The sequence below is a fragment of the Saccharothrix sabaoui genome (assembly GCF_051756985.1).
Taxonomy (GTDB): domain Bacteria; phylum Actinomycetota; class Actinomycetes; order Mycobacteriales; family Pseudonocardiaceae; genus Actinosynnema.
The window spans coordinates 40,502-54,906 of record NZ_JBPKJK010000051.1 but is presented as its reverse complement, the minus strand read 5'-3'; the positions used below and the strand labels follow the sequence as shown (position 1 = coordinate 54,906).

The following is a 14,405-nucleotide window of genomic DNA, read 5'->3' as shown; positions in this document are numbered from 1 at the left end:
CTGGGCCCCGGTGAGCTGGTGCAGGACGGTGGCCGCCGCGGTGTCGTGCGTGGCGGCCAGGAACCGCCCGATCTTCGCGTGGTGCTCCTCGGCGTGCCGCCGCGGGGGCGGGACCGGCGGGAGGTCGTTGAGCCAGGCGTGGAAGGAGTCCTGCAACCACGGGTCGAGGTACTTCTCCTGGTGGTCGGTGCCGAGCGTCCCGCTGGGCACGTCCAACGCGCGGAACGTGCCGACGACGTCCATCGTCGCGGCGAACGCGGCCAGCAGTTCGAGTTCGTCGCTGATCCGCAGTCCCCGCGCGGCCAGCGCCTCCTCCCGGTACTCGAGGTAGGCCAGCAGCTCCAGCGGGGTGGGCAGCAGGTCGGTGAGCAGGTGCAGGACCGGCACGGCGAGGATCGCCGGAAACGCTCCGTCCGGCAACACCTCTCGCTGCCACAGCAGGCCGAGCACGGTAGGCAGCGAATCGAAGGTGTCCGCGGTCGGCACGACGGCGAAGACCCGACGGATCGTCCTGCGCTCCAGCGTCAACGACTCGTCGCGTTCGCCGGTCAGCACGACGCGGCCGTCCCGGTCCAGCGCGCGGACCAGGCGGGCCACCTGGAAGAAGCCGTCGCCGACGGTACGCCGCAGTTCGGTGACGGCGGCCTCCGGGTCGCCGTGCCGGGACCGGGTGCTGAGGTACCCGCCCTTGCCCTCGATCACCAGCACCACGTCCTGCCACACCAGGACACCGTCCACCTCGATCAGCTCGCCGGGCCGCGTGCCGGGGTACTTGCCGCCGCACAGCACCCGGGCGCCGGGGAACACCCCGGACAGGTGGTCCAGCGCGGCCTCCTCCACCATCTCGCCACGGGCCCGGTAGTACGGCAGGTTGGGCAGCCGGGCGAAGACCCGCTCGACCAGCCGGGAGAGATCCGAGCTGAACACGTGCGGCAGGCTGAACAGCACGAGGTCTTCGACCCCGACCAGTGGGGTGGTGGCCAACGGCGAATCGAACACGTGTCTGCGGTCGGTGTTGCGGCCCAGCGTCGCCGCGTCCGCGGTGAGCAGTGCGCGCCAGCGCTCGGCTTCCCGCCGCTGCGGTTCCGCCAGCGCGCCGGTCAGCACCGACCAGGGCAGCAGGAGCCTGATCCCTGCCGCCGCCAGGTCGTTCGTCGTCGACTCGGACAGGGTGAGGTCGGCAGGCAGGTGCAGCAGGGTGCGCTCGCGCAGCAGGGTCTGCAGCGCGGGATCGGTGATCGTGCCGTGGAACTCCCGGAGCGAGCCGGCCCAGCCGGACAGCACGAACATGTGGGCCCGCAACAGGAGGGTCAGGTCCGGGTGATCGCCGCCGCGGTCGCGGATCCGCCGGGCCAGGCGCAGCGAGTACTCCCAGTCGTAGCGGGTCGGGAACGCGCCGTGCCCGGACCGCCAGGCCCAGGCCAGTTGGTCGTGCACCTGCCACGACTCGTCCAGCACGGCCGGGGTGATCCCACCGTCGGCCCAGCCATTGGTGAGCGTCAGTTGACCGTCCAGCACGCCATGCCGCCGGGCCAGGGTGAGTGCGCGCAGCGCGGCTTCGAGGTTGCCGCGGCTGAACAGGTTCGGCGAGCCGATCCGCGGCTGGCAGGAGGCCAGGAACTCCATCTCGTGGGTGAACGGGTTGGCCGTGCCCAGCTGCCCGTCGTTCTTCCCCTGCCCGAACAGGACGGCCAGGCACAGGCAGTCCAGCAGGGTGGTGTGAGCCAACTCGACGTCCAGCGCGCGGGTCGTGACCACCAGTTCCCGCTCGCACGCGGTGCGGAACTCGGCGATCTCGGCCGGGGTGGCGGGGTGGCCGGAGTGCGGGTCGCCAAGTGCGGGCGGTGGTTCTACGAGGTCGGTGAAGCCGGCGGCGAAGGTGTCCGACAGCCGGGTGCCGAGGCTCGACAACACCGTGATCATGTCGCGTAACGCGCCCTGGTCCTGCGTCTGGATTCCCACGTTCCCGCCCCCCGCGTCAGGTTACCGAGCAGCGCTCTCGCCTGGTCACCGAATGTCATCACGCCTGTCCGATCTGCTGACAACTCCGTGCCTGCGGGTCGCTGTCGACTTCGTGCCTGGTCGCAGCCCGATAACCTGGTCGGACCGTTCCCGCCGGACCCGTACCGGCGCACCGCTGAGAGGTCGGTCCGTGCTGACGCGTCGCCCTGTGCCCCGACCCGGCGATCGAGCGTCCGGTGGGCAGCGGACCCGGTGGTTCCGCGATCCCCGGTTGGTCGGGGCGGCGGTGCTCCTCGTGGGGCTGGTGGTGCTCGCGGTGGTCGGGCCGCGGCCCGGGGCCGATCAGGTGCGGGAGTGGGCGGTGGCGGCCGGGCCGTGGTTGCCGCTCGCGTTCTTCGTGGCGCACGCGCTGGCGACGGTGGCCGTTCCGCGCACGCCGTTCACGCTCGGCGCGGGGTTGTTGTTCGGACCTGTCACGGGGGTGGTGGTCGCGGTGTCGGCCACGGCGGTGAGCGCGGCGCTGGCGTTCCTGCTCGCGCGGGCGCTGGGGCGGGACGCGGTGGCCGCCCGGTTGACGCACCCGGCGGTGGCGGCGGTGGACCGGCGGTTGGCGCGGCGCGGGTGGCTGGCGGTGGGCTCGTTGCGGCTGATCGCGCCGGTGCCGTTCCCGCTGGTCAACTACTGCGCGGGGGTGTCGTCGATCCGGTTCGCGCCGTTCCTGGTCGCCACGGTCGTCGGTGTGCTGCCAGGCACGGTCGCCGTGACGTTCCTCGGTGACGCGCTCACCGGGGACGTCGATCCGGTGCTGCTCGCGGTGTCCGCGGTGCTCGGCGCGGTGGGGGTGGCCGGTCTGGTGGTCGACGCGCGCCTGGGCGTCACCGCTCGGGGACGGGCGCGTCGAGCCGGACGCCCGTCGTCGACCTGCTGCCCGAACCCGTCGGGGGCGTCGGGAGGGTGAGCGCGGCGGCGACCGCGCCGTTGCCGGCGGTCTGCTGCAACCCGAGCACGGCGGCGGGTGTGCTCGCCGGGGTCGGCGGCGCGGAAGGGCTTCGCCGTTCGTGGACGCCGTGGTGGTGGGCGCAGTGGTGGTGGGCGCAGTGGTGGTGGGCGCAGTGGTGTGCGCGGCGGCCACCACCACGGGGTGCTCAGCCGGTGGGGGCGCCGAACCAGGTGGGCAGCCGGTCGCGCAGGCTGCGCTGGTCCTCGCCGACCCACGCCACGTGGCCGTCCGGTCGCAGCAGCACGGCGGGCGCGTCGAGTTCCCCGCTGACGTCGACGACGTGGTCGACCCGGTCGGCCCAGCCCTCGACCGAGAGCCGGCCGGTCTGGTCGAGCAGCAGGCCGCGGCCCGCGTGGGTCAGCGCGTAGAGCCGGCCGCGCCCGAGGGCGACGTCGCGCAGCCGCCTGCCGAGCAGGTGGTGCCCGTCGCCGAAGTCGTAGCGGATGCCGATCGCGCTGATCTTCTCGATCAGGTACCGGTTGACCTCCTCGAAGTCCATCAGCTCGGCCAGCAGGGCGCGCACGGCGCGCGGTCCCGGCTCGGGGGAGATCAGCTCGGCCTGCACGCGGGTGGTGTCGAGCACGTCGGCGGCGACGGGGCGGCGTTCGGCCTCGTAGCTGTCCAGGAGCCCGTCCGGGGCCCAGCCGCGGACCTCGGCGGCCAGTTTCCAGGCGAGGTTGAACGCGTCCTGCAGGCCGAGGTTGAGGCCCTGACCGCCCATCGGGGGGTGGACGTGCGCCGCGTCGCCGGCCAGCAGCACCCGGCCGACCCGGTAGCGCTCCGCCAGCCTGGTGGCGTCGCCGAAGCGGGAGATCCGGCGGGGGGAGTGCGCGCCGAAGTCGGTGCCGGCGACCGCCCGCACCGCCTGCGCGAGCTCGTCCAGGGTCGGCGGGACGGTGCGGTCCTCGGCCACCCCGGGTGCGGGGGCGACGATCCGGTGCGCCCCGTCGCCGAGGGGGCCGGCGCCGAAGCCCCGGTGGGTCTTGCGGGCCTCGGCGACCACGGCCGCCACCTCCTCCGGCGGCGTGGTCAGCTCCACCTCGCCGAGCAGCCACTCGTGCCGGGCGGGTTCGCCGGGGAAGCCGACGCCGAGCAGCCCGCGCACCGCGCTGCGGCCGCCGTCGCAGCCGACGAGGTAGCGGGAGCGCAGCCGCGTGCCGTCGGCGAGTTCGGCGGTCACGCCCTCGTCGTCCTGGTCGAGGCCGACGAGTTCCCGGCCGCGGCGGATCTCGACGCCGACCTCGGTGGCGTGCTCGGTGAGCACGCGTTCGACGGTGGGCTGCGGGATGCCGAGGACGTAGGGGTGGGCGGTGTCGAGGTCCGCCGGGGCGGGTGTGGCGATGCCGGCGAAGAACCCGCCGAGGGGGTGGCGCTGCCCGAGCGGGAGGAGCCGGTCCAGCAGGCCGCGCTGGTCGAGCACCTCGACGCTGCGCGCGTGCAGGCCGAGGGCGCGGATCATCCCGTTCGGCTCCGCGTCCTTGTCCAGCACGAGCGCGCGCACGCCGTGCAACCCCAGTTCGGCGGCCAGCATCACGCCGGTCGGCCCTGCGCCGACCACGACGACGTCGATCAAGGACTTCTCCCCCGTTGGACAAAGGTGTGCGTGTCGAGCGGGGATTCTGGGGCCTCACCGGGGTCTTGCGGCAAGACCCCCTGTGCGCTATACGTTAAAGGTGGCAAGGAGTGGGCGACCTCCTTGCCTTTCGTGTTTTCTCCCCCTTCACGACGGGGCCGGTGGTGGTGTCGGCGCGGGTCAGCGGACCTCGACCGACTCGCTCGCGCCGCGCTTGGCCGGCAGGACGAGGGCGACGACCACGCCGGTGGCGGCGAAGGCCGCGCAGGCCCGGAAGGCGGCCGAGAAGCCGTCGGTGAGCCCCTGCGCGTCGCTGCCGGTCGTGAACGACACGGCGACCGTCGAGACGACGGCGGTGCCCAGCGCGCCGCCGATCCAGAACGCCGCGTTGTTGATGCCCGACGCCAGGCCCGCCTCCTCGTCGGGGACGCCGGCGAGCGCCGCGACGGTGACCGCGACGAAGCTCGTGCCGACCGCGGCGCCGAACGCCAGCAGGCCCCAGAACAGGTCGCCGAAGTAGCTGCCGTCCGCCGACACCCGCGTCATCAGCAGCGAGCCCAGGCCGAACAGCAGCATGCCCACCAGCGCGACGGGCCGGTAGCCGAACCTGCTGACCAGCGCCCCGGCGCCGTTGGCCGACAGGACGTCCGTCAGCGCGTAGGCCAGGGTGCCGAGGCCGAAGATCACCGGGGTGAGGAGCAGGACCTGCTGGCCGTAGAGCGAGACGACGACGTTGAAGCCGAGCAGCAGCATGCCGACCAGGATCATCATCAGGTTGCCGCCGGTCAGCGCGCTGGAGCGGAAGATGTGCGGTGGCACCAGTGGCGAGGGCGAGCGCTTCTCGATGAACACGAACGCCGCGGCCAGCACGACGGAGACCGCGATCAGGGTGATGGTGCGCGCGCTGCCCCAGCCGACCGCGGGCGCCTCGACCACGGCGAAGATGAGCAGCACCACCGCCGCGGTGCTGGTGATCGCGCCGCCGATGTCGAACTTGCCGCCGCCGACGGGGGCGGTGCTCTCGCGCAGCAGGCGCGGGGTCAGCGCGAGCATGACGAGCGCGACCGGCACGTTGATGAAGAAGATCCACTCCCAGCCGAGCACGTCGGTGAGCACGCCGCCGACGAGCAGCGCCGCCGTGGCGCCGAACGCGCCGGTGCCGGTCCAGACGGCCAGCGCGCGGTTGCGCTCGGGCCCCTCGTCGAACGTGGTCGTCAGCAGGGCCAGCGCGGTGGGCGACATGACGGCCGCGGACACGCCCTGGAGCACGCGGGCGGTGATCAGCACCTCGCCGGACCAGGCGAGGCCGCACAGCAGCGAGGACACCAGGAACAGGACGACGCCGGCGGTGAACAGCTTGCGGTGGCCGAGCACGTCGGCGACCCGGCCGCCCAGCAGCAGCAGGCCGCCGAAGCTGAGCAGGTAGCCGCTGAGCACCCACTGGAGGCCGGTCACGGTGAAGCCGAGGTCCGTCTGGACGGACGGCAGCGCGAGGATGACGATCTGGCCGTCGAGGGCCACCATGAAGAAGGCGGTGCAGAGCAGTCCGAGCGCCTTCCAGCGGCGCGGGTCGGGCCTGGTGGGGTCGGTGTCGCCCGCCCCGTTCGCGGGGAGGTCGTGTCGTGACTGGGTCATGCCGGTGTTGACCGGACCCCCTCCGGGAATTCATCGGCGCGGTCGCGATGACTTCGCGCCCCGTCGCCGGTCTCCACCTGTGCACGGTCCGACCGGTCGAGGAGAAGAACACCGGATGAGCGACACGAACACGGTGGTGGCCCGCGGCGACTTCGCCCGGCTCACCGACCCGTTCCGGCGGGAACTGCTGGCGCACTGCTCGCGCATGCTGGGGTCGTCGCAGGACGCCGAGGACCTGGTGCAGGAGACGTACCTGCGGGCGTGGCGCTCCTGCACGGAGTTCGAGGGCCGCTCCTCGCTGCGCAGCTGGCTGTACCGCATCGCCACCAACGCGTGCCTGACCGCGATCGAGACGCGGGGCCGCCGTCCGCTCCCGACCGGGCTGGGCGGGCCGGGGCGGGTCGCGGCGGCCCAGGACCGGGACACCGGCTGGTTGGAGCCGGTCGCGCGGCTGCTGTTCGGCACCGAGCCCGCCGACCCGGCGGCCGTGGTCGAGACCCGCGCCGCCGTGCGCCTGGCGCTGGCCACCGCGTGGCGCCACCTGCCGCCGAGGCAGCGGGCCGTGCTGATTCTGCGCGAGGTGCTGCACTGGCGGGCCGCCGAGGTGGCGCAGCTGCTGGGCACCACGAGCGCGGCGGTCAACAGCATGCTCCAGCGGGCCAGGGCGCAGCTCTCGGAGCTGACCACGTCGGCGGACGACGTGCCGGAACCCGACGACCCGTGCCGGCGGGACCTCCTCGACCGGTACGTGTCGGCGTTCGAGAACGCCGACCTGACGACCCTGACGCACCTGCTCACCGACGACGCGGTGTGCGAGCTGCCGCCGGACCCGGCGCCGCTGGTCGGCCGCGAGGCGATCACGCGGTTCATGTCCACCGGGTGCCCGGCGTTCGGCACCTGCTCGATGGAGCGGGTGACCTACCGGGGGATGCCCGCGTTCGCGACGTACCTGCGCGCCGGGGACGGTGCCGAGCACGCGTACTCGGTGGAGGCGTTGACGGTCACCGGGGCAGGCATCGCCCGGATCACCTCCCACCAGGACCCGGCCCTGTTCGACGAGCTGGGCCTCCCGCGCGTCCGGTGACCGCCCTCGGCGTCGGCGCGGGGGTCAGGCCAGGCCCTGCGGGAAGGCCAGCACGCGGTCGGGGTCGTAGCGGCGGGCCGTGCGGCGCAGGCGCGGCAGGTTGCGGCCGTAGTAGGCGGTGCGCCACTCGGGCATGTCGGGATCGATGTAGTTGACGTAGCCGGTGCCGTGGCCGAGGCCGTCGCGCAGGTCGGCGAGGACGGCGCGGGCCTCGGGCACGGTGACGCCGTCGACGGTGACGTACGCCTGCGCACTGGCGATCGCGCCGCGGTGCGGGAACGGGGTCGCGTCGGGCCGCACGCGGGCGACGGCGCCACCGAAGGAGTCGAACTGGGCGCGGCCCGAGCGCCTGCCGTGCAGCAGGGCGACGACGCGCGCCGGGTCGACGGGGCGGTGCAGCATGCGGGAGGAGGCGACGAACGCCTCGCCGCCGGTGGGGGTGCACGCGGGCAGGCAGCCGGCGAAGTGGAGCATCGCCGAGAGGTAGTCGAGGGGCAGCACGGTGAGGCTGCTGGGCCGCACCTTCGCGGTGAGCCGGTCCAGCAGCGGCGCGAGGGTGTCCGGGGTGCCGGCCCAGGCGCCGCCGCAGCTGAACGTGGGCGGGGTGCCCGACTGCACGTTGCACGCCGTCCACAGGTCCTCGGGGGTGTCGACCATCCACTCCTGCCACGCGCCGAACGCGTCGGTGGTGGCCTCGGCCGGGAACTTCAGGTCGAACGCGACGAGGTCGTGCGCGGGCGCGGTGTCGAAGGTGAAGGAGGTGACGACGCCGAAGTTGCCGCCACCGCCGCCGCGCAGCGCCCAGAACAGGTCGGGTTCGGCCTGCTCGTCGGCGCGGCGGAGCGTGCCGTCGGGGGTGACGACCCGCGCGCCGAGCAGGTGGTCGCAGGTCAGGCCGTGCTTGCGGGCCACGACGCTGATGCCGCCGCCCAGGGCGAGGCCGCCGATGCCCACGGTCGGGCAGGACCCGGCGGGCAGCAGCCGCCCGGCGCGGCCCAGCTCCCGGTACAGGTCGATCATGCGGGTGCCCGCCCCGACGCGCAGCGTGCCGCCCTCGTCGACGCGGATGGCGGACAGCGCGCCGAGGTCGACGACGAGGCCGCCTTCGGGGGTGGAGTAGCCGCCGTAGCTGTGCCCGCCGCTGCGCGCGGCCACGGGCACCCGGTGGCGGGCGGCGAACTCCAGGCAGCGGGCGACGTCGGGCTCGTCGGCGCACAGCGCGACCGCGGCGGGCCTGCGGTGCGCGTAGACGGTGTTGAACGGCCGGCGCGCCCGGTCGTAGTCGTCGTCGCCGGGCAGCACCAGCCGGCCGGTGAGCGCCCGGCGCAGCCGGTGCCAGTCGTGGTCCCACGCCCCCAGCGCCGCGAGCCCGGTGGCCTGCATGAACGTTCTTCTGCCGAATTCCACGCCCCCACCCCCGAACCCATGGTCGCGCCGTCGTCAAGGGGCCTGATCGGGCGAACGGCGCAATCGTGGTTGAAGGGTTCGGCCAGTGGTTACCTTCGGCTCACTCCCCCAGTCCCCCGGAAGGCGGTGGCCGCATGATCGTCCCCCTCGACATGACCGACGACGCGACGGTGGAGGCGGTGCACCGGCTCGCCAAGCAGTCCTACGCGGTGGAGGCCGAGCTGATCGGGTCGGCCGCGATCCCGGCGCTGGTCGAGACGGTGGAGGAGGTGCGGGCGCTGCCGCTGCGGTGGCTCGGCGGGTTCGTCGACAACGAGCTGGTGGCGTTCGTGGGTTTCTCCAGGGTCGACGACGTGCTGGACATCGACCGGCTGTGCGTGGCGCCGAGCCACTTCCGGCTGGGGTTCGCGCGGCGGCTGGTGGAGCAGGTGCTGGCCGAGGGCGGTCCGGCGATCGTGTCGACGGGTGCGGACAACGCGCCCGCCATCGCGCTGTACGAGGGCCTGGGGTTCCGGGTGGTGGACACGGTGGTGGTCGAGGGCGGGCTGCGGGTCGCGCAGTTCGGGCACCCCGGCATCGCCTGACGCCTCGGGGTACCGCCTGACGCCGCCTGACGCCCCGGTACCGCCTGCCTCGTCGGCCACCGTCGGTCACCGTTGGCGCGGCCAACGAGCCGGTAGACTGCCCGGCCATGGAGAGCAGGGGTGCGCCCGACCGGTTGCGCGGCGCGCCGAGCTGGTTGCTGACCCAGACCGCGACGCTGGCCTCGCGGCTGGTCGGCGACGGGCTCGGCGCGGTCGGCGCGCGCCGCTACCACTACTCGCTGCTGGCCGCGCTGGAGCAGTTCGGGCCGGCCAGCCAGGCGGACCTGGGGCGGCGCGGCGGGCTGGACCGCAGCGACGTGGTGGCCACCGTGAACGAGCTGGCGGGCAAGGGTTTCGTGGTGCGCGCGCCCGACCCGCAGGACGGGCGGCGCAACACCGTCAGCCTCACCCCCGCCGGGGCGGCGCACCTGCGGGAGCTGGACGGGGTGCTGACGGGGGCGCAGGACGCGCTGCTCGCGCCGCTGTCGGCGGCGGAGCGGGCCGAGCTGGTGCGCGTGCTCGGCGTCGTGCTGGAGCACCACCGCTGAGCACCACCGCCGAGCACCACTGCCGCTGAGCACCACCGCCGCCGAACACCGCTGAGCACCGCCGCCGGACCCGCCGGGATTTTCTCGCGGGTTTTCCGCGCCGGGTGTCGATCCGGGCGGGGTCCGTTCGTGTAGTGGGCGGGAACCGACCCCTTCGAGGAGGACGACATGGCGAAGTACCTGCTCAGCGTGGTGCAGCCGACCGGCGGCGTGCCCGGGCCCGAGGTGCTCGACCGGATCATGACCGACGTCGACGCCGTGAACGACGCCATGCAGCGGGCGGGGGTGTGGGTGTTCGGCGCGGGGCTGCACTCCCCCGACACCGCCACCACGCTGCGCCCCACCGGCAGCGGCGACGTGCTGGTCACCGACGGGCCGTACGTGGAGACCAAGGAGCACCTGGGCGGGTTCACGGTGGTGGAGGTGGCGGACCTGGACGCGGCGCTGGGGTGGGGCCGCCGGTTGAGCCTGGCCACCACGCTGCCGATCGAGGTCCGGCCGTTCCAGGAGGGCTAGTGGTGCCGGTCGACGGGGCCGGGTCCGCGGTCGAGCGGGTGTTCCGGGCCGAGCACGGCCGGGCGGTGGCGGTCCTGGCCCGCGTCTTCGGCGACCTCGACGTCGCCGAGGAGGCGGTCCAGGACGCGTTCGCCGAGGCGGTGCGTCGCTGGCCGGAGCACGGCGTGCCGCCCAGCCCGGCCGGCTGGATCATCACCACGGCCCGCAACCGGGCGGTGGACCGGCTGCGCCGGGAGTCCTCGCGCGCGGACCGGCACGCCCGGGCCGCGCTGCTGCGCGAGCGCGACGAGCGGGATGCGTCGGAGGAGGTGGGGGCGGTGGCCGACGACCGGCTGCGGTTGATCTTCACGTGCTGCCACCCGGCGCTCGCCCCGGCGTCGCGGGTGGCGTTGACGCTGCGGCTGCTGGGCGGGCTGTCCACGGCGGCGATCGCGCGGGCGTTCCTGGTGCCGGAGGCGACCATGGCGCAGCGGCTGGTGCGGGCGAAGGCCAAGATCCGCGACGCCCGCATCCCCTACCGGGTGCCGGGGGAAGCGGAGCTGCCCGACCGGCTGGGCGCGGTGCTGGCGGTGGTGTACCTGGTGTTCAACGAGGGCTACTCGGCCGCCTCGGGCGAGGTGCTGGTGCGCGACGAACTGTGCGCGGAGGCGGTGCGGCTGGGCCGGGTGCTGGCGGAGCTGATGCCCGACGAGCCCGAGGTGCTCGGGCTGCTCGCGCTGATGCTGCTGCTGCACGCCCGCCGCGCGGCGCGCACGGGCCCGGACGGCGGCCTGGTGCGGCTGGCCGGGCAGGACCGGTCGCGGTGGGACGGGGCGCTGCTCGACGAGGGCCGCGCGCTGGTGCGCCGGTGCCTGCGGCGCGGCCGGCCGGGCCCGTACCAGGTGCAGGCGGCGATCAACGCGGTGCACAGCGACCCGCCCCCGACGGACTGGGCGCAGGTGGTGGCGCTCTACGACCACCTGATGGTGCTGACGCCGTCGCCGGTGGTGGCGCTGAACCGGGCGGTGGCGGTGGCGGAGGCGGCCGGGCCGGGGGCGGCGTTGGCGCTGGTGGACGGGCTGCCGCTGGCCGGCTACCACCTGTTCCACGCGGTGCGCGCGGACCTGCTGCGCCGCCTGGGCCGGCCGGGGGCGGCGGCGGACGCCTACCGGCTGGCGCTGGGGCTGGCCGGCAACGACGCCGAGCGCGACCTGCTGCGCCGGGGGCTCAGCGCAGTCGCCGGACCAGCTCCGCGACCTCCCGGGGCGTGAACTCCAGCGTCACCACGCCGACGGTCAGCTCGATGCTGCACCGGGACGGGTCGGCCGCGGCCCGGGGGTGGGCGGGCATCTCGACGCCGGTCTCGGCCAGGACGCGTTCGGCGGCGGCGACGACGGCCTCCTTCGACGCGGGCAGGTGGACGTGGAACATCGGGGTCTGCGGCACCTCGGGGTGGGTGCGGGCGTAGCCGTCGGCGTTGATCGCGGCGGCGACGGCGCGGGCGTGGTCGCGGAACTCGGCCATCCTCGGCAGCATCTCGTCGAGGCCGATCAGGGCGGCGGCGGTCAGCGGCCACGCGTCGGGCACGGCCCCGCCGAGCCGACTGCGCCACACCGACGCGGTGTCGACGGTCTCCCGGTCGCCGGCCAGGACCGCGCCGCGCACGCCCTCCAGTCCCTTGTAGAGGGAGACGTAGACGGTGTCGAACAGGGCGGCGATCTCGGCGTGCGGGCGTTCGTAGTAGGTCTGGGCCTCCCACAGGCGCGCGCCGTCGAGGTGGGCGGCGGCGCCGCGGTCGCGCGCCCACCCGGTCTGCGCGACCAGGTCGTCCCACTCGGGCAGCACGCCGCCGATCTCGCGCTGCGGCAGCTCCAGCAGCAGCGCGGCGACCGGTTCGCGGACCTCGGCGAGGTCGGCGGTGGCGAGCAGCCGCTGCGGGTCGCCCACGGCCTTGTGCCGCAGCCCGTGCACGGCGTTGTAGCCGCTCTCCTCCCACAGGGCGAGGTGGCACCGGGGGTGGGCGGCGAACGTGCGCCGGTTGGTGCGGTCGGCGTGCACGCGCAGCGCGGTCTGCTGGGCCATGGTGCCGGTGGGGAAGAACAGGGCGGCGGGTTTGCCGAGCAGGTCGGCGACGCGGCGCTCCAGCTCCCCGGTCACCGCGTCCGGGTCGGTGCCCGGCGGCAGCCGGTCGAGCAGGGCGCGGAGCACGGTGTGCGGGTCGCGGCGCAGCCAGCGGGAGTGGACGACCAGGGAGCGTCGGATCTCGGGTGCCATGACCGGAGTCTGACCTTGTTGCACACAATGTGCAATAAATTCCGGTCGGGTGACGGATTCGGGCCCGGTCGACCGGCCCGGAGCATGGGGTCATGGACCTGGACCGGGAAGACGCCGCGGCAGTCGTGCTGCACCACGACCGAGTTCCGTTCGACCCGCGCCCCGCGGGGCTGCTCGACGTGCGGTGGCTGGAGGACGAGGAGGGGCGCGTCACCACCCTGTCGCAGTGGTCGGCGCCCGTCGAGCCGCCCGGCGCGGTGGCCTACCGCCGCTACCGCTCCGCGGGCCTGGGCGCGGAGCGGGAGGCGGGGTGCGTGGTGCTGGTGGAGATCGCGTTCGACCGGCCCGGCGTCGCCGAGCCGTGGGTGGACCTGGTGCTGGAGGCGCTGGCCGGGGACGACCCGGTGCCCGGCGGCGTGTCGGCGCGCTTCCACGTGAGCCTGGACGGCACGCGGGTGCTCAACTACGCCGAGTGGGTCACCGCCGCGCACCACCGCGACGCGATGGCGCGCGGCGACGGCTCGGTGGGGGTGGGCGAACCGTGGCGGCGTGTGCGGTCGTTCACCGGTCTCACGGGGAGCGAAGTCCGTCGTCATCGCGTGCTGTCCCGGCGATACTCGCCCCATGGGAAAGACCTATGACCGCATCGAAGGACGTCTCCGGGAGTTCATCGAGGCGCAGCCCGTGTTCTTCACGGCCTCCGCCCCGCTGGCCGCCGACGGGCACGTGAACGTCTCGCCCAAGGGCCGCGCCGGCACGTGGCGGGTGCTCGACGAGCACCGCGTGGCGTACCTCGACTTCGGCGGCAGCCACGCCGAGACCATCTCCCACCTGCGCGAGAACGGCCGGATCACACTCATGTGGTGCGCGTTCGACGGTCCGCCGAACATCGTGCGGGTGCACGGCACGGGCGAGCCGGTGTTCCGCGACGACCCGCGCTTCGCCGAGCTGGTGGCGGGGTTCGGCGAGGCGGACGGCCCGGCGCTGCGCGCGGTCGTGGTGGTGACGGCGAAGCTGATCAGCGACACGTGCGGCTTCGCGGTGCCGCTGATGGACTACCGGGGCGAGCGGACGCTGCACGCGGAGTACTTCGGCCGCAAGTCCGACGAGGAGTTCGCAGCCTACTGCGAGGGCAAGGCCCACAACGTGGCCAGCATCGACGGCCTGCCCGCGCTGCCCCTGCCGCTGCCGCCGCGCTAGCCCCGGGGCGGACCCCGGTGGCGGGCGGCGGATGGCGGATGGCGGATAAGGGCGCGCCGGGGACGCCGGTGCTGTGGCAGTGTTCGCGCCCGTGGCTGACTACCTGTTCTTCTGGGGACACCGGACGCGGCCGGGCGCGCCGGTCGGCAAGCAGTGCCTGAGCCAGTGGTACGAGGCGCCGTTCACCGAGGACGGCCGCACGTACCCGACCGCCGAGCACTACATGATGGTCGGCAAGGCGCTGCTGTTCGGTGACGAGCACGTCGCGCAGCGGGTGCTGCGGGCCCGCACGCCCGCCGAGGCGAAGGCGCTGGGCCGGCAGGTCCGGGACTTCGACGACGAGCGGTGGGTCGAGCACCGGCTCGACGTCGTCGTGCGCGCGAACCTGGGCAAGTTCGGGGCGCACGACGACCTGCGGGCGTTCCTGCTGGCGACCGGCGACCGGGTGCTGGTGGAGGCCAGCCCGGTGGACCGGGTGTGGGGCATCGGGCTGGCCGAGGACGACGAGCGCGCCGCCGACCCGACGGCGTGGCGCGGCCTGAACCTGCTCGGCGAGGCGCTGATGACCGTGCGGGAACGGCTGCGCGCCGGCTGACCGGCCGGGGCGCGTCCCGGGGGTGGGGCGGGGCCGGGCCGGTCAGCC

General features: G+C 74.4%; 14 protein-coding genes. 9 read left to right on the top strand and 5 right to left on the bottom strand.

Translation table 11 applies throughout. The features are described from left to right. Nucleotides 1–1,962: hypothetical protein (locus ACR807_RS18155; RefSeq protein ID WP_438922513.1), on the bottom strand; the 1,962-nt coding region annotated here is incomplete at its 3' end. Between the two features lie 295 nt (nucleotides 1,963–2,257). On the opposite strand from ACR807_RS18155, the gene ACR807_RS18150 reads away from it, so the two are divergent. After that, on the top strand, nucleotides 2,258–2,920 hold the full coding sequence (locus ACR807_RS18150) for a TVP38/TMEM64 family protein (protein WP_438922512.1): 663 nt from the start codon (nucleotides 2,258–2,260) through the stop codon (nucleotides 2,918–2,920). A 187-nt stretch (nucleotides 2,921–3,107) separates the two neighbouring features. Here the strand turns inward: ACR807_RS18150 and rox are convergent, their stop codons facing one another. Together rox and ACR807_RS18140 are read right to left on the bottom strand one after the other, a co-directional pair. After that, the gene (gene rox, locus ACR807_RS18145; RefSeq protein ID WP_438922511.1) at nucleotides 3,108–4,535 is read right to left on the bottom strand and encodes a rifampin monooxygenase; all 1,428 of its coding nucleotides are present in this window, start codon (nucleotides 4,533–4,535) and stop codon (nucleotides 3,108–3,110) included. 180 nt (nucleotides 4,536–4,715) lie between these two features. Continuing rightward, a complete protein-coding gene (locus ACR807_RS18140) occupies nucleotides 4,716–6,170 on the bottom strand; it encodes an MFS transporter (protein WP_438922510.1) in 1,455 nt (484 codons plus the stop codon). Between the two features lie 115 nt (nucleotides 6,171–6,285). On the opposite strand from ACR807_RS18140, the gene ACR807_RS18135 reads away from it, so the two are divergent. Beyond that, nucleotides 6,286–7,254 (top strand): RNA polymerase subunit sigma-70, encoded by a 969-nt coding sequence (locus tag ACR807_RS18135; RefSeq protein WP_438922509.1) that lies wholly within the window; start codon nucleotides 6,286–6,288, stop codon nucleotides 7,252–7,254. 24 nt (nucleotides 7,255–7,278) lie between these two features. Here ACR807_RS18135 and ACR807_RS18130 read toward each other — a convergent pair whose 3' ends face one another. After that, nucleotides 7,279–8,661: an FAD-binding oxidoreductase gene (locus ACR807_RS18130; protein WP_438922508.1), complete on the bottom strand. Its 1,383-nt coding sequence runs from the start codon at nucleotides 8,659–8,661 to the stop codon at nucleotides 7,279–7,281. Nucleotides 8,662–8,795: 134 nt separating this feature from the next. Here ACR807_RS18130 and ACR807_RS18125 point away from each other — a divergent pair, with 134 nt between their 5' ends. The 4 genes from ACR807_RS18125 to ACR807_RS18110 all read left to right on the top strand — a co-directional run bounded on the left by ACR807_RS18125 (nucleotide 8,796) and on the right by ACR807_RS18110 (nucleotide 11,559). Continuing rightward, nucleotides 8,796–9,245: a GNAT family N-acetyltransferase gene (locus ACR807_RS18125; RefSeq protein WP_438922507.1), complete on the top strand. Its 450-nt coding sequence runs from the start codon at nucleotides 8,796–8,798 to the stop codon at nucleotides 9,243–9,245. Nucleotides 9,246–9,352: 107 nt separating this feature from the next. Further along, nucleotides 9,353–9,793 carry a MarR family winged helix-turn-helix transcriptional regulator gene (locus tag ACR807_RS18120; RefSeq protein WP_438922506.1) on the top strand — a complete coding sequence of 147 codons (441 nt, stop codon included), beginning with the start codon at nucleotides 9,353–9,355 and terminating at the stop codon, nucleotides 9,791–9,793. 168 nt (nucleotides 9,794–9,961) lie between these two features. Next, complete coding sequence (locus tag ACR807_RS18115; protein WP_438922505.1) at nucleotides 9,962–10,309, top strand: YciI family protein; 348 nt, start codon at nucleotides 9,962–9,964, stop codon at nucleotides 10,307–10,309. A 2-nt stretch (nucleotides 10,310–10,311) separates the two neighbouring features. Next, nucleotides 10,312–11,559 (top strand): RNA polymerase sigma factor, encoded by a 1,248-nt coding sequence (locus ACR807_RS18110; protein ID WP_438922504.1) that lies wholly within the window; start codon nucleotides 10,312–10,314, stop codon nucleotides 11,557–11,559. Here ACR807_RS18110 and ACR807_RS18105 read toward each other — a convergent pair. Further along, on the bottom strand, nucleotides 11,516–12,562 hold the full coding sequence (locus ACR807_RS18105) for a threonine aldolase family protein (RefSeq protein WP_438922503.1): 1,047 nt from the start codon (nucleotides 12,560–12,562) through the stop codon (nucleotides 11,516–11,518). The genes ACR807_RS18110 and ACR807_RS18105 overlap by 44 nt on opposite strands. A gap of 92 nt (nucleotides 12,563–12,654) precedes the next feature. On the opposite strand from ACR807_RS18105, the gene ACR807_RS18100 reads away from it, so the two are divergent. From ACR807_RS18100 to ybiA, 3 genes are all read left to right on the top strand, one after another. Next, the gene (locus tag ACR807_RS18100; protein WP_438922502.1) at nucleotides 12,655–13,203 is read left to right on the top strand and encodes a hypothetical protein; all 549 of its coding nucleotides are present in this window, start codon (nucleotides 12,655–12,657) and stop codon (nucleotides 13,201–13,203) included. After that, a complete protein-coding gene (locus ACR807_RS18095) occupies nucleotides 13,187–13,762 on the top strand; it encodes a pyridoxamine 5'-phosphate oxidase family protein (RefSeq protein ID WP_438922501.1) in 576 nt (191 codons plus the stop codon). Before ACR807_RS18100 ends, ACR807_RS18095 begins: the two co-directional genes overlap by 17 nt. A 91-nt stretch (nucleotides 13,763–13,853) precedes the next feature. Next, the gene (gene ybiA, locus ACR807_RS18090) at nucleotides 13,854–14,357 is read left to right on the top strand and encodes a riboflavin biosynthesis intermediates N-glycosidase (RefSeq protein ID WP_438922500.1); all 504 of its coding nucleotides are present in this window, start codon (nucleotides 13,854–13,856) and stop codon (nucleotides 14,355–14,357) included. The last annotated feature ends 48 nt before the right edge of the window (nucleotides 14,358–14,405 follow it).

Excerpts from the sequence above, each read along its gene's own strand:
- ACR807_RS18140 (WP_438922510.1), bottom strand. The coding sequence starts at position 6,170 with ATGACCCAGTCACGACACGACCTCCCCGCGAACGGGGCGGGCGACACC.
- ACR807_RS18135 (WP_438922509.1), top strand. The coding sequence starts at position 6,286 with ATGAGCGACACGAACACGGTGGTGGCCCGCGGCGACTTCGCCCGGCTC.
- ACR807_RS18125 (WP_438922507.1), top strand. The coding sequence starts at position 8,796 with ATGATCGTCCCCCTCGACATGACCGACGACGCGACGGTGGAGGCGGTG.
- ACR807_RS18120 (WP_438922506.1), top strand. The coding sequence starts at position 9,353 with ATGGAGAGCAGGGGTGCGCCCGACCGGTTGCGCGGCGCGCCGAGCTGG.
- ACR807_RS18115 (WP_438922505.1), top strand. The coding sequence starts at position 9,962 with ATGGCGAAGTACCTGCTCAGCGTGGTGCAGCCGACCGGCGGCGTGCCC.
- ACR807_RS18105 (WP_438922503.1), bottom strand. The coding sequence starts at position 12,562 with ATGGCACCCGAGATCCGACGCTCCCTGGTCGTCCACTCCCGCTGGCTG.
- ACR807_RS18100 (WP_438922502.1), top strand. The coding sequence starts at position 12,655 with ATGGACCTGGACCGGGAAGACGCCGCGGCAGTCGTGCTGCACCACGAC.
- ACR807_RS18095 (WP_438922501.1), top strand. The coding sequence starts at position 13,187 with ATGGGAAAGACCTATGACCGCATCGAAGGACGTCTCCGGGAGTTCATC.